Raw genomic sequence first — 12,658 nt, forward strand, 5'->3', positions numbered from 1 at the left:
TTGAAGGTTTCCTCCCCGAGGATCCGACCGACGATACAGAGTGGGGCGTTATTCCAGCCCGACGCCGCACGACGAACGGAGATCCCGTGTCGACCACGGAAACTGCCATCGCCTCCGCCGAGGCGCACAGCGCGCACAACTACCATCCGCTTCCGGTCGTCGTCGCCTCGGCGGACGGCGCCTGGATGACCGACGTCGAGGGTCGGCGGTATCTCGACATGCTCGCGGGCTATTCGGCGCTCAACTTCGGCCATGGCAACCGGCGTCTGATCGAGGCCGCCAAGGCGCAGCTGGACCGGGTGACCCTGACCTCGCGCGCCTTCCACCATGACCGGTTCGCCGATTTCTGCACGCAGCTCGCCGAGTTGTGCGGCATGGAGATGGTGCTCCCGATGAACACGGGGGCGGAGGCCGTGGAGACGGCGGTGAAGACCGCCCGCAAGTGGGGCTACCGGGTCAAGGACATCCCGGACGGCATGGCGAAGATCATCGTCGCCGCGAACAACTTCCACGGCCGGACGACGACCATCATCAGCTTCTCCACGGACCAGGAGGCTCGGGCGGACTTCGGCCCGTACACACCGGGGTTCGAGATCGTGCCGTACGGGGACCTCACCGCGCTCCGTGCAGCGATGACCGAGAACACCGTGGCGGTGCTGATGGAGCCGATCCAGGGCGAGGCCGGGGTGCTGGTGCCGCCACCCGGCTATCTCCCCGGGTTGCGCGAGCTGACCCGAGAGCGGAATGTGCTGTTCATCGCGGACGAGATTCAGTCGGGTCTGGGCCGGACGGGCAAGACCTTCGCCTGTGAGCACGAGGGCGTCGTGCCGGACATGTACGTGCTCGGCAAGGCGCTGGGCGGCGGCGTGGTCCCGGTGTCGGCCGTCGTCTCGTCGGCCGAGGTGCTGGGGGTCTACCGGCCCGGTGAGCACGGTTCGACGTTCGGCGGGAATCCGCTCGCCTGCGCGGTCGCACTGGAAGTCATCGCTATGCTGCGTACCGGTGAATTCCAGCAACGGGCCACGGAGTTGGGCGACCACCTCCATCAGGAGCTGGGGCTGCTCGTGGGCGGCGGCGCCGTGGAGGCGGTGCGGGGGCGCGGGCTGTGGGCAGGCGTGGACATCGTCCCGAGCCGCGGCACGGGCCGGGAGATCTCCGAGAAGCTGATGGACCGCCGGGTGTTGGTCAAGGACACCCACGGTTCGACGATCCGGATCGCCCCGCCCCTGGTGATCAGCAAGGAGGACCTGGACTGGGGCCTGGAGCAACTCCGGGAGGTGCTGCGCGGCTGACGGGACGCGCATGTCGCCCCCGGCCGGCGCTCGGAGCAAGCCCGGTCGGCGGGCGCACCGAGCACGTCCGGCGATTGAGGACAAGGCGGTCACCAGACAACCCGGGCGACTCGTAACGAGCCCCCGGCTCCCGGTCGACGCCTCGCTGGTGCCGCGCTGGTGCCGCGACCGGCAATGTTTGCCCCATGACGAGCGTCGTCCAGACGGCGACGAGACGCTCATGAAGGGAGTTCCACTGGTCGGCGTCCGGGAAGCGGTCCTCCATCCAGAACCACTGGGCGCTGGCTGCTTCCACGAGTGAGGTGGGGGTATCGGCGTTGTACTCCAGCATCTTCGCCGGGCCGGTCCCGTCGTAGCGCAGGGCGAACCGGCCGTACAGGGACGGCAGTTCGGCGCGGCGCTGCCAGGATTCGGTCACTCGTAGCTCGGCAGCTTGGAGTGGGTGACCGGGTCCACGCACCGTTTGTCCGACTCCGAACCACAGGAGGTGATCGCCGCCGCGAGAACGCCCATGGAACCGAGCACCACTGTGCTCGACCTCAACCTGCGCTTGGCCATTTTTCTGTCTCCCCCGTTGTCCGGTTTCACGCCATAGGAACGTTCGTCGGATGAGAGGGCTGCGCATCCGGCCGGAACCCGGTGGGCCGGGACCGCCCACGTAGAGTTCCCATGTGCTCTTTGGGATGATCTGCGCGCTCGGATCCGCGGTCTGCTTCGGTACGGCCTCCGTCCTCCAGGCCGTAGCCACGCGGGCCGCGGCCGGGCCGGGGCCCGGTGCGGGGGTGGATCCGGCGTTGTTGCTGCGCGCCGTGCGGCAGTGGCGTTACATGGCCGGACTCGCCCTCGACGGCTGTGGTTTCGTCCTCCAGATCATCGCCCTGCGCTCCCTGCCTATCTATGCGGTGGGCGCCGCCCTCGCCGCAAGTCTCGCGGTGACGGCCGTGGTCGCCGCGCGCCTGCTGCACGTGCGGCTGAGCCGTACCGAGTGGGCCGCCGTCGGCGTGGTCTGCGCGGGTCTCGCCATGCTGGGGCTCGCCGCCGGCGGCGAGGGCGATCGGACCGGCTCGACCGCCCTGCGCTGGTCGATGCTCGGTGTCGCACTGGGTGTCCTGGTGATCGGCGCGGCGGCCGGGCGGCTGCCGGAGAAGTCGCGCGCACTGGTGCTGGGGCTGGGGGCAGGGTGCGGTTTCGGGGTGGTCGAGGTCGCTGTGCGGCTGATCGACGACGTCTCGCCGTCGGCGCTGGTCGCCAACCCGGCGACGTATGCGCTGCTGTTGGGCGGAGGTGCGGCGTTCCTGCTGCTCACGTCCGCGCTGCAGCGGGGCTCGGTGACGACGGCGACGGCCGGCATGGTGATCGGCGAGACGATCGGCCCGGCGCTGGTGGGCATCGTCTGGCTCGGGGACCGTACCCGGGAGGGTCTCGGCTGGCTGGCGGTCACCGGGTTCGCGGTGGCGGTGGCGGGCGCGCTGGCGCTGACCCGGTTCGGCGAGGCTCCGGCAGACATCCCCGAGCCGGCCGTCCCGGGCGCGCGGTAGGGCGCACTGCGCCGGTGCGGTCCTCGCGCACCGCTACGGGAGCACCCGGCAGAGCGCCTCCAGGGTTCCTGCCCAGGCGCTGTCGGTCGGCGCCCCGTAGCTGATGACCAGGGCGTCGCTGCCCGCCTCCGCGTCGGTGTGCCGGAAGCCGGCCAGGCCCTCCAGTGCCAGGCCCTGCCAGGCGGCAGCCTGGATCACCGCTCGCTCGGTGCCCTCCGGGAGTTCGACCACAGCGTGCAGACCCGCGGCGATCCCGCTGACGTGGAGCGCGGGAGCACGTTCGGCGAGCGCCGCGACGAGCTGGTCGCGGCGGCGCCGGTAGCGCAGTCGCATGGAGCGCACATGGCGGTCGTAGGCGCCGGACTCGATGAAGTCCGCGAGCGTCAGCTGGTCCAGCGTGCTCGACACCCAGTCGACCTGGCCCTTGGCCTCGGCCACCGCCCCCACCAGCCCCCGCGGCAGCACCATCCAGGCCAGCCGCAGACCGGGTGCCAGGGACTTGCTGGACGTCCCCAGGTAGACGACCCGTTCCGGGTCGAGGCCCTGGAGGGCGCCGACCGGCTGCCGGTCGTAGCGGAACTCCCCGTCGTAGTCGTCCTCCAGGATCAGTCCGCCCGTGCCCCGCGCCCAGTCGACCGCCGCGGCCCGCCGGTCCGGATGGAGCGGGACCCCCGTGGGGAACTGGTGCGCGGGCGTCATCAGGACCGCGCCCACCCCGCGCATCCCGGCCAGTTCCCCGGTCCGGGAGCCGAGTCCGTCGAGCGGCAGGCAGGGGGTGCGCAGTCCGGCATCAGCGAGCAGCTTCCAGTGCATGTCCAGTCCGTACGACTCGACGGCCACCTCGCGCACCCGCCGCTGCCGCAGCACCTTCCCCATCAGCATCAGGCCATGAACGAAGCCGGAACAGATCACGATCCGCTCCGGGTCCGCGTACACGCCGCGCGCCCGCGCCAGATAGCCGGCCAGTACGGTGCGCAGCTCGATGCGTCCGCGCGGATCGCCGTATCCGAAGGCGTCGTTGGGCGCGGCGGTCAAGGCGCGCCGGGCCGCCTTGACCCAGCCGGCGCGCGGGAACGTGGAGAGATCCGGCGAGCCGGGTATCAGGCTGTACGCGGGCCGTCGGCGCACCGGCCTGGAGCGCGGCGCCGTCGTGGCCACCGGGCGCGGTTCGGCCCGCTGTGCGACCCTCGTACCGGAGCCCTGCCGGGCGGTGAGCCACCCCTCGGCGACCAGTTCGGCGTAGGCGTCGGCGACGGTGTTCCGGGCGATACCCAGGTCAGCGGCGAGCGTACGGGAGGACGGCAGCCGGGTACCGGGTGCCAGCCGCCCGGTCCGGACGGCCTCTCGCAGCGCGTCCATCAGCCCTGCCCGCAGCCCTGCCGCACCGGTCGGGTCGATGTGCAGGTCGGCTCCGAAAGCGGCCCAGGAATCCGTCATGGAAATGGACCATACCCGTGCGCCATCCACCCCGTAGCGTTGTACCCGTGACCACGAACGAGCACTCCCACCCGAGCTCCGACCACGCCCCCGAGCGCAGCGCCCGCCTGCACTGGGCCCAGCTCGCCCCCGATGTCTACAAGGCCATGGTCCGGCTGGACGCCGCGTCCCGTAAGGGCCTCGACCCGGTCCTCGTCGAACTGGTGAAGGTCCGCGCCTCGCAGCTGAACCGCTGTGCGTTCTGCCTCGACATGCACACCAAGGACGCGCTCGCGGCGGGCGAGTCCGTCGAACGGATCATTCAGCTCAGCGCGTGGGAGGAGTCGCAGCACTTCTACACGGAGAAGGAGATCGCGGCGATCGAGCTGACGGAGGCCGTGACGGTCCTGAACGACGGTTTCGTGCCGGACGAGGTGTACGAGAAGGCCGCGAAGCACTTCGAGGAGGCCGAGCTCGCCCAGCTGATCGCCGCCATCACGGTGATCAACGCCTGGAACCGGTTCGGTGTGACCACCCGGATGGTCCCGGGCCACTACACCCCGGGCGACAGCAAGCACTGACCCGGATCCGGCAGGTCCGGGCCGCGCCCCGGTCCGTCAGCTCACCTCCCCCAGGAGCACCGCGATGACTGTGTCCGTTCTCCGCGCACTGCACCACGGCCGCGCCCCCGGCGACCCGCTGGTCCTCCCCGGCCCGTGGGACGCCGCGAGCGCCCGTGTCTTCGCCGACGCGGGCTTCCCGGCGCTGGCCACCCCGAGCGCCGGGGTCGCAGCCTCGCTCGGGTACGAGGACGGGGCGACGCCCGCCGCCGAGATGTTCGCGGCCGTCGCCCGGATCGTGCGCGCCGTCCCCGTACCCGTGTCGGCGGACATCGAGGCCGGTTACGGGCTGCCGCCGAAGGAGCTCGTGGAGCGTCTTCTGGCCACCGGCGCGGTCGGCTGCAATCTGGAGGACTCTGCGGACGGCGTCCTCCTCGACCCGCAGCGGCAGGCGGACCGGCTGGCGGAGGTGCGGGCGGTGGCGGGCGAGGACCTCTTCGTCAACGCCCGCGTCGATACGTACGTACGCGGCGTCCCGGACGGCACGGACCCGGAGGCGGAGACGATCGCCCGGGCCCGGCTGTACGCCGCGGCCGGCGCGGACTGCGTCTACCCGATTGCCGCGCCGCCCGAGTCCCTTCCCCGCCTGGCCGCCGCCGTCGCGGCCCCGCTCAACGCGCTGGCGCTGCCGGACGGCCCGACCCCGCGCCGGCTCGGCGAGCTGGGCGCCACGCGCATCACCTTCGGCCCCGGCCTGCAGCGCCGGGCCATGGCGGCCGTGCGGCAGATGGCCGACCGGCTGCACGCCGGCTAGCCGGTCGGGCGGCGCATCACCGTGAGCGGGGCGAGCCGGGCGAGGTGCACGCCACGTGCGCGGAAGTGGTCGGCTATCTCGTAGCCGCGCCGGGCGGAAGTGATGTTACGGCTGGACGACAAGCAGGTCGGGGCTGTCGAGCGCCTCGATGTCGACCCGCTCGACATGTTCGTCGAGGAGCGTCACCTCGTCGTCCGGGTCCAGGTAGCCGGCGAGGGTCGCCAGGCCTAGCGGCGGGAAGAGCGAGTACTCGATGGGCCGGAAGAGGGGGCTGGCCACCTCGGTCAGGGCCGGAAGAATCATCGTCGCACGCATGACCACACAGACCCGGGTCGGGACGCGATCAGTTCCCGGGCGGGGCGTACGGGTCCGCATACGCGGCCGCCCCCGGCAGCAACGGCTGCCGGGGGCGGTGAGGTACGCCAAGGGCGTACGGGATCGGATCGGAAACGACCGGATCCGACGGTCAGATCAGGCCGAGCTCGCGGACCGCGTCGCGCTCCTCGGTGAGCTCCTGCACGGACGCGTCGATGCGCGCACGGGAGAACTCGTTGATGCCCAGGCCCTGGACGATCTCGTACTTGCCGTCCTTCGTGGTGACCGGGAAGGACGAGATGAGGCCCTCGGGCACACCGTAGGAGCCGTCCGACGGGATACCCATCGAGGTCCAGTCGCCGGCGGCGGTGCCGTTGACCCAGGTGTACACGTGGTCGATGGCGGCGTTGGCGGCCGAGGCGGCCGAGGACGCGCCACGGGCCTCGATGATCGCGGCGCCGCGCTTGGCGACGGTCGGGATGAAGGTGTCGGCCAGCCACGCCTCGTCGTTGACGATCTCGGCAGCGTTCTTGCCGGCGATCTCCGCATGGAAGATGTCCGGGTACTGGGTCGCCGAGTGGTTGCCCCAGATCGTCAGCTTCTTGATGTCGGAGACGGCGGCACCGGTCTTGGCGGCCAGCTGCGAGATCGCGCGGTTGTGGTCCAGGCGGGTCATCGCGGTGAAGCGCTCGGCCGGTACGTCCGGGGCGGCAGCCTGCGCGATGAGCGCGTTGGTGTTGGCCGGGTTGCCGACGACGAGGACCTTGATGTCGTCCGCGGCGTTGTCGTTGATGGCCTTGCCCTGCGGCTTGAAGATGCCGCCGTTGGCGGAGAGCAGGTCGCCGCGCTCCATGCCCTTCGTGCGCGGGCGGGCGCCGACGAGCAGGGCGACGTTCGCACCGGCGAAGCCGACGTTGGCGTCGTCCGTGATCTCGATGTTGCGCAGCAGCGGGAAGGCGCAGTCGTCGAGCTCCATCGCGGTGCCCTCGGCGGCCTTCAGCCCCTGCGGGATCTCCAGGAGGCGCAGGTTGACCGGCACGTCCGGGCCGAGCAGGTGGCCGGAGGCGATGCGGAAGAGCAGCGCGTAGCCGATCTGGCCGGCTGCGCCGGTCACGGTGACATTCACGGGAGTGCGGGTCATGGCGATCTCCGTTAGACAGCTGGCGGTGGGGGTCCCTGCCCCTGGTGCTGGATATCCCCTGAATCTTGATGTGAAGAGATATCCAGCGATCAGGCTATCCGACCCGGGACCTCCCGGCCGCCCGGCCCCCTGTGGCACCGCACACAACCGGTCACTCACCGCTCACCGCGCACCGCCCGCGCTCACCCGGCGGTGGTGGTGGTGGTGGTGCACCCCTTCGTGCCGGAGGCGAGGGTCGCGCACGCCTTGGCGTCGGCGGCCTTCTTCACTGCGACCATTGGGGGGTACACGTCCGCGTCGGCATCGACCGTGCCGTCCTGCCGCGCGGCGCCGCCCGCGGTGATCCGTACCGCGTCCCCCCGGACGGCATCGGTGATGCGGGCCCACGCCGCGCCGCACGTCCTGCTGTACCGCACCTCGACGAGGCTTCCGCCGACCGCCGGTCCTCCGGCTGCGGCACCCGTGGTGTGTCCCCACGCTGGATCGGTACGGATGGCAGGCGGCCCCCGCCGCCCGCACCCGCGCCTTCACCCTCGTCCACGGCCGTGCCGGTGGTCCGGCCGCCGAAGCGGCGGCTCCTGTCGTCGCCCAACGGGTCCGGCCCGAACTCGCCGAGCGCCGCGCGCGCCTGCGCGACCCGGATGCCTTCCATCGTCAGGTCGTGGCGCATCTCGGAGCGGCTCCAGGCCCGCTCCGCCAACTCCCACATGGTGGCCAGATGCGCCTGGTCGGTGCCCGTGACCTCGGCCAGAGCGACGATCGCCCCCTTGGGCGCGAGCAACCGCCCGTTCAGATAGCGCTCCCACGACGTCTTGCTGCAGCCCGTGCGGTCGGCCACCGCTGCGACACTCAGCCCGCCGCGGTCGATGAGCCTGCGCAGCTGGACCGCAAACTCCCTCACCTGCGGGTCGAGTTCATCCGGTAATGCCTTCCAACGAGGCATTGTCCCCCTCCGTTCCCCCGAACGTGCCTGGCGTGCCCCGCTCTTCCGTCGCCCTGTCGTTCCCCTGCCCCGATACGGCGGTCCACCGTTCCGGACTACCCAGAAGGATGCCCGGAGGCAGGCTGCCAGTTCCGGGAGAAATAGCGCACGGTGGCATTCGGGGGATCGGCGCACACCCTCGCGCGCCCCCTTCCGTGGTGCTCCGCCGCGCCGGACCGCCACCGTTGCGCAGCGATCACACCGTGGCGGAATGGTCACTTCCATGCCACAGGCCCCTGGTATCCCTTGATCCCTGACGCCCCGTCGACAAAGCTGATGTCAGGCCGGGGCAAGGCCGCTCAACTCGCCACGTTCCGGGGACATCTGTGCCCCGGTGGGCTCCGGCCTCGGGTGTCCGTCCCTTCTCGGGGGAGGGGACGGACACCACAGATCGGCGTGCGGGCAGTCGGCGCGAGGCCGTCAGCGCGGCGCGATCTCCTTCTGCAGGTTCACGTCGAGCACGTCCAGAAACTCCTCCGTGGTCAGCCACGGGGCGTCCGCGGAGATCAGCCGCGCCAGATCCTTCGTCATCCGACCGCCTTCCACGGTCTCGACGCAGACCCGCTCCAGCGCTTCGGCGAACGCGACCACCTCCGGCGTGCCGTCCAGCCTGCCGCGGTGGGCGAGTCCGCGGGTCCAGGCGAAGATCGAAGCAATCGGGTTGGTCGACGTCGCCTCGCCGCGCTGGTGCCGGCGGTAGTGACGGGTGACCGAGCCGTGCGCGGCCTCCGCCTCGACGGTCCTGCCGTCGGGGGACGTCAGGACCGAGGTCATCAGGCCGAGCGAGCCGAAACCCTGCGCGACGACGTCGGACTGGACGTCGCCGTCGTAGTTCTTGCACGCCCAGAGGTAGCCGCCCTCCCACTTGAGCGCCGAGGCGACCATGTCGTCGATCAGGCGGTGCTCGTAGGTGAGACCCGACTTCGCGAAGTCCGCGCGGAACTCGCTGTCGAAGACCTCCTGGAAGATGTCCTTGAAGCGGCCGTCGTACGTCTTGAGGACGGTGTTCTTCGTCGACATGTACACGGGGTAGGCGCGCGCCAGTCCGTAGCGGAACGAGGCACGCGCGAAGTCGCGGATCGCCTCGTCGTGGTTGTACATCGACAGCGCGACACCGGCACCCGGGTACTCGTGGACCTCGACCTCGACGGGATCCGAGCCGTCCTTCGGCGTGTAGGTCATGGTGAGGGTCCCCGGGCCCGGGATGTTCAGTTCGGTGGCGTGGTACTGGTCACCGAAGGCGTGCCGTCCGACGACAACGGGCTTGGTCCAGCCCGGGACGAGCCGCGGCACGTTCTGCATGATGACCGGCTCGCGGAAGACGACGCCGCCGAGGATGTTGCGGATGGTGGCGTTCGGCGAGCGGTACATCGCCTTGAGCCCGAACTCCTCGACCCGCTCCCTGTCCGGCGTGATGGTGGCGCACTTGATGCCGACGCCGTACCTCTTGATGGCGTGGGCGGCGTCGACCGTCACCCGGTCGTCGGTGGCGTCCCGGTTCTCGATGCCCAGGTCGAAGTACTTCAGCTCGATATCGAGGTACGGCAGGATCAGCCTGTCCTTGATGAAGGACCAGATGATGCGGGTCATCTCGTCACCGTCGAGCTCGACGACGGGGCTGGCTACCTTGATCTTGACCATGGAGCGGACACATTCCTCTCACGCTTCGACTGGCGACGTATCTCGATTCCAAGATACTCGACATCGAGATACATGGTGGCGGTTTTCTCCCTCTGCACAGAACACAGAACCGCGGCCCCCTCGCACCTGTCGGGTGCGACGGGGCCGCGGTGGGGCCGCACGGGCGGCGGTGTCAGCGGATCGTGAACCGGACCGCGTGCTCCAGGAAGGGGAGGTCGAGCCATGGCTTGGGCTGCGCCACGAGTGCGAGCATCACGATCAGGACGCCCAGGAGTCCGTACGTCACCAGGTCGGTGAAGCGGGAACGGACCGCGAGCATGCCCACCGAGGGGACGACGCAGCGCAGCACGGCGCCCCCGATGAGGGCCGCGCCGATCAGTATCGTGCCGATCCGGAAGGCCTCTGCGAAGGGGTTCAGGGCGACGATCAGCAGTCCGGTCCCGGCCGTGCAGAGCACGGCCAGCAGCGGCCACTGACGGGCCGGGGCGGGCGCGTCCCCGGACGCGGCCCGGCCACCGCCCTCGGGGCGGGCGGTGTCCCGGGTGAACGACGGGAACCGTCGCGATCCGCGCGGGCCGCCGTGCGGATCGCCACCGGGCGCGGGGGCGGAGACGGCCTCGTCCGGGCCCCGGTCCGAGCCGTTGTCGTCGGAGCCCCCGCTCTCGGCTCCGCTGTCCGGCTCGCCGCCGTCGGAGCCGCGCGCACCGCTGCCGGAGTCGCCGCCGGCATCCGCGCCGGGAGCCACGTCGTCCCGCAAACCTGAGGCCGCGTCCGCGCCGGAACCGGGGGCCGAGCCCGTAGCCGAGCCCGCATCGGAGCCGGAAGCCGCGCCCGCGTCCGCGCCGGAACCGTCCTCCGGCCCGGTTCCCGAGTCGCCGTCCCGCCGCGCGTCCGCACCCCGGGCCGGCCGGGCACGGTCGTCCGCTGCCGCCCCGCCGGACGCCTCCACCGCAGTCACTCCCTCACCCGGCGGCGCCGGAATCGCCCGGTCCGCCGCGGCGGCCGGATCGGCCGGACTCGTACCAGCACCCATGGGGTTCCTTCCGGATCAGGTCAGCATCAGGTCAGCCGGCGGAGCCGGAAGACGCGGCAGCCGCGTCGCGCTCGGCCGCCTCGACCACGTTGACGAGCAGCTGGGCGCGGGTCATCGGGCCCACACCGCCCGGGTTCGGGGAGATCCACGCGGCGACCTCGGCCACACCGGGGTGCACATCGCCGACGATCTTTCCGTGCTCGTCCCGGCTGACGCCGACGTCGAGCACGGCCGCGCCCGGCTTCACGTCCTCGGGCTTGATGATGTGCGGGACGCCCGCGGCGGCGACGATGATGTCGGCCTGCTTGAGCTGGGCGGAGAGGTCACGCGTACCGGTGTGGCACTGGGTGACGGTGGCGTTCTCGGACTTACGGGTCAGCAGCAGCGGGATCGAGCGGCCGATGGTGACACCGCGGCCGACAACCACGACGTGCGCCCCGTCGATCTCCACACCGTGGTGGCGGAGCAGCTGGACGACGCCCTGCGGGGTGCACGGCAGCGGACCCGTCTCGTTCAGTACGAGGCGGCCGAGGTTCATCGGGTGCAGACCGTCGGCGTCCTTGGCCGGATCCATCAGTTCCAGGACCCGGTTGGTGTCGATGCCCTTGGGCAGGGGAAGCTGCACGATGTAACCCGTGCAGTCGGGGTTCGCGTTGAGTTCCCGTACGACGTCCTCGATCTCCTCCTGGGTGGCGGTGTCGGGGAGTTCGCGCTGGATGGAGCCGATGCCGACCTGCGCGCAGTCGCGGTGCTTGCCGTTCACGTACCACCGGCTGCCCGGGTCGTCCCCGACGAGCAGGGTTCCCAGGCCAGGGGTGATGCCCTGCGCCTTGAGGGCCGCCACGCGGACGGTCAGATCGGACTTGATCGCGGCTGCGGTGGCCTTGCCATCGAGAATCTGGGCAGTCATGTCCCCATACTCGCGGATGACCCCACCCGCATACCAATTCTGGGTGCCGAGGGTGGACACGATGTTGCACTTGAGCAACATCCACCACCAGCGACTGGACAAACTTATGTCCCGCTTATAACGATGAAGGCCGCAGTGCCGCAGAAGTACCGGGGGGCGGACCACTGGCCTTTTCTTTCCTCCGTGCGGCCGCATTCGTCCCCGCATGCACGTTGGAGGAACGCCCAGATGAGCTTCGGCGACCCGAACTCGAACCCGAACAATCCATACGGCCAGCAGCCCGGCCAGCCGCCGCAGGGCCAGCCCGGCTACGGCTACCCGCAGCAGGCCCCGCAGGGCGTCCCGCCGCAGGGTCAGCCGGGTTACGGCTACCCGCAGCAGCCCGGCGTGCCCCCGCAGGGCCAGCCCGGTTACGGCTACCCGCCCCAGCAGCCGGGCGGCACCCTCCAGGCCAACAACGGCTACATCAACGTCGCGGGCCTCGGCACCGTCGAACTCGCCACGATGGGGCGTCGCCTGGGCGCGCGCGCACTGGACGCCGTCGCGTACGGCATCCTCTACGTGATCTTCTCGGCGATCGGCGTCGCGAGCCTCGTGGGCGCCTCGAAGTCCATCGACGACTGCAGCAGCACCGAGTACGGCACCGCTGCCTACAACCAGTGCGTGAACGACGCGGCCGACGCCAGCGTCGGCATCCTCGCGGGCTTCCTCGGCTTCATCGCCGTGTTCGCGCTGATCGCGCTGCTCTACGAATGGCTGATGGTCTCCATCTGGGGCGCCACGCTCGGCAAGATGGTCCTCAACGTCAAGGTCGTCAAGGAGAGCACCGGCCAGGCCCCCGGTCTGGGTGCGGGCTTCATCCGCTGGATCATCCCGATGGTCGGCTCGCTCTTCTGCGGTCTCGGCACGCTGCTGGTCTACCTCTCCCCCTTCTTCGACAACTCGGGCAAGCTCCAGGGCTGGCACGACCGCGCCGGCAGCACGATCGTCATCAAGACGAAGTGAGCATGCTGAAG

13 protein-coding genes and 2 pseudogenes are annotated in these 12,658 nt (G+C 70.7%); 5 read left to right on the forward strand and 10 right to left on the reverse strand.

Translation table 11 applies throughout. The features are described from left to right. The first annotated feature begins 86 nt into the window (after nucleotides 1-86). Nucleotides 87-1,292 (forward strand): ornithine--oxo-acid transaminase, encoded by a 1,206-nt coding sequence (gene rocD, locus OH809_RS17080; protein ID WP_406421574.1) that lies wholly within the window; start codon nucleotides 87-89, stop codon nucleotides 1,290-1,292. Between the two features lie 198 nt (nucleotides 1,293-1,490). On the opposite strand, the pseudogene OH809_RS17085 reads toward rocD, so the two are convergent. Then, nucleotides 1,491-1,710, reverse strand: a pseudogene (locus OH809_RS17085) (glutathionylspermidine synthase family protein); the annotation flags it as partial. Beyond that, nucleotides 1,707-1,850, reverse strand: a complete 144-nt coding sequence (locus OH809_RS17090; protein ID WP_406425490.1) for a hypothetical protein — start codon at nucleotides 1,848-1,850, stop codon at nucleotides 1,707-1,709. The gene OH809_RS17090 and the pseudogene OH809_RS17085, both read right to left, overlap by 4 nt. A gap of 125 nt (nucleotides 1,851-1,975) precedes the next feature. Between OH809_RS17090 and OH809_RS17095 the strand changes: the two genes are divergently transcribed. Continuing rightward, a complete protein-coding gene (locus OH809_RS17095; protein ID WP_406516257.1) occupies nucleotides 1,976-2,830 on the forward strand; it encodes a hypothetical protein in 855 nt (284 codons plus the stop codon). 33 nt (nucleotides 2,831-2,863) lie between these two features. Here OH809_RS17095 and OH809_RS17100 read toward each other — a convergent pair whose 3' ends face one another. Then, nucleotides 2,864-4,267 carry a PLP-dependent aminotransferase family protein gene (locus OH809_RS17100; protein ID WP_406421573.1) on the reverse strand — a complete coding sequence of 468 codons (1,404 nt, stop codon included), beginning with the start codon at nucleotides 4,265-4,267 and terminating at the stop codon, nucleotides 2,864-2,866. 47 nt (nucleotides 4,268-4,314) lie between these two features. Here OH809_RS17100 and OH809_RS17105 point away from each other — a divergent pair, with 47 nt between their 5' ends. Both OH809_RS17105 and OH809_RS17110 read left to right on the forward strand, forming a co-directional pair. Beyond that, nucleotides 4,315-4,827, forward strand: a complete 513-nt coding sequence (locus tag OH809_RS17105) for a carboxymuconolactone decarboxylase family protein (protein WP_406421572.1) — start codon at nucleotides 4,315-4,317, stop codon at nucleotides 4,825-4,827. A gap of 64 nt (nucleotides 4,828-4,891) precedes the next feature. Beyond that, nucleotides 4,892-5,620, forward strand: a complete 729-nt coding sequence (locus tag OH809_RS17110; RefSeq protein ID WP_406421571.1) for an isocitrate lyase/phosphoenolpyruvate mutase family protein — start codon at nucleotides 4,892-4,894, stop codon at nucleotides 5,618-5,620. Here the strand turns inward: OH809_RS17110 and OH809_RS17115 are convergent. From OH809_RS17115 to OH809_RS17145, 7 genes and pseudogenes are all read right to left on the reverse strand, one after another. Then, nucleotides 5,617-5,742, reverse strand: a complete 126-nt coding sequence (locus OH809_RS17115) for a hypothetical protein (RefSeq protein ID WP_406421570.1) — start codon at nucleotides 5,740-5,742, stop codon at nucleotides 5,617-5,619. The genes OH809_RS17110 and OH809_RS17115 overlap by 4 nt on opposite strands. Further along, nucleotides 5,726-5,923 (reverse strand): hypothetical protein, encoded by a 198-nt coding sequence (locus tag OH809_RS17120; protein ID WP_406515294.1) that lies wholly within the window; start codon nucleotides 5,921-5,923, stop codon nucleotides 5,726-5,728. Before OH809_RS17120 ends, OH809_RS17115 begins: the two co-directional genes overlap by 17 nt. Nucleotides 5,924-6,086: 163 nt before the next feature. Next, the gene (locus OH809_RS17125) at nucleotides 6,087-7,076 is read right to left on the reverse strand and encodes a malate dehydrogenase (RefSeq protein WP_406421568.1); all 990 of its coding nucleotides are present in this window, start codon (nucleotides 7,074-7,076) and stop codon (nucleotides 6,087-6,089) included. Between the two features lie 182 nt (nucleotides 7,077-7,258). Beyond that, nucleotides 7,259-8,019: pseudogene (locus OH809_RS17130) on the reverse strand (helix-turn-helix domain-containing protein). 459 nt (nucleotides 8,020-8,478) lie between these two features. After that, nucleotides 8,479-9,699, reverse strand: a complete 1,221-nt coding sequence (locus OH809_RS17135; RefSeq protein ID WP_406515295.1) for an NADP-dependent isocitrate dehydrogenase — start codon at nucleotides 9,697-9,699, stop codon at nucleotides 8,479-8,481. 172 nt (nucleotides 9,700-9,871) lie between these two features. Next, a complete protein-coding gene (locus OH809_RS17140) occupies nucleotides 9,872-10,732 on the reverse strand; it encodes a DUF3017 domain-containing protein (protein ID WP_406515296.1) in 861 nt (286 codons plus the stop codon). Nucleotides 10,733-10,763: 31 nt separating this feature from the next. After that, nucleotides 10,764-11,642 carry a bifunctional methylenetetrahydrofolate dehydrogenase/methenyltetrahydrofolate cyclohydrolase gene (locus OH809_RS17145; protein ID WP_406421565.1) on the reverse strand — a complete coding sequence of 293 codons (879 nt, stop codon included), beginning with the start codon at nucleotides 11,640-11,642 and terminating at the stop codon, nucleotides 10,764-10,766. A gap of 228 nt (nucleotides 11,643-11,870) precedes the next feature. Here OH809_RS17145 and OH809_RS17150 point away from each other — a divergent pair, with 228 nt between their 5' ends. Continuing rightward, nucleotides 11,871-12,647 carry an RDD family protein gene (locus tag OH809_RS17150; RefSeq protein ID WP_406421564.1) on the forward strand — a complete coding sequence of 259 codons (777 nt, stop codon included), beginning with the start codon at nucleotides 11,871-11,873 and terminating at the stop codon, nucleotides 12,645-12,647. The last annotated feature ends 11 nt before the right edge of the window (nucleotides 12,648-12,658 follow it).

The organism is Streptomyces sp. NBC_00873, assembly GCF_045207415.1.
In the GTDB taxonomy this organism is placed as follows: Bacteria; Actinomycetota; Actinomycetes; order Streptomycetales; family Streptomycetaceae; genus Streptomyces.

Excerpts from the sequence above, each read along its gene's own strand:
- OH809_RS17090 (WP_406425490.1), bottom strand. The coding sequence starts at position 1,850 with ATGGCCAAGCGCAGGTTGAGGTCGAGCACAGTGGTGCTCGGTTCCATG.
- OH809_RS17095 (WP_406516257.1), top strand. The coding sequence starts at position 1,976 with ATGATCTGCGCGCTCGGATCCGCGGTCTGCTTCGGTACGGCCTCCGTC.
- OH809_RS17100 (WP_406421573.1), bottom strand. The coding sequence starts at position 4,267 with ATGACGGATTCCTGGGCCGCTTTCGGAGCCGACCTGCACATCGACCCG.
- OH809_RS17110 (WP_406421571.1), top strand. The coding sequence starts at position 4,892 with ATGACTGTGTCCGTTCTCCGCGCACTGCACCACGGCCGCGCCCCCGGC.
- OH809_RS17120 (WP_406515294.1), bottom strand. The coding sequence starts at position 5,923 with ATGATTCTTCCGGCCCTGACCGAGGTGGCCAGCCCCCTCTTCCGGCCC.
- OH809_RS17125 (WP_406421568.1), bottom strand. The coding sequence starts at position 7,076 with ATGACCCGCACTCCCGTGAATGTCACCGTGACCGGCGCAGCCGGCCAG.
- OH809_RS17135 (WP_406515295.1), bottom strand. The coding sequence starts at position 9,699 with ATGGTCAAGATCAAGGTAGCCAGCCCCGTCGTCGAGCTCGACGGTGAC.
- OH809_RS17140 (WP_406515296.1), bottom strand. The coding sequence starts at position 10,732 with ATGGGTGCTGGTACGAGTCCGGCCGATCCGGCCGCCGCGGCGGACCGG.
- OH809_RS17145 (WP_406421565.1), bottom strand. The coding sequence starts at position 11,642 with ATGACTGCCCAGATTCTCGATGGCAAGGCCACCGCAGCCGCGATCAAG.
- OH809_RS17150 (WP_406421564.1), top strand. The coding sequence starts at position 11,871 with ATGAGCTTCGGCGACCCGAACTCGAACCCGAACAATCCATACGGCCAG.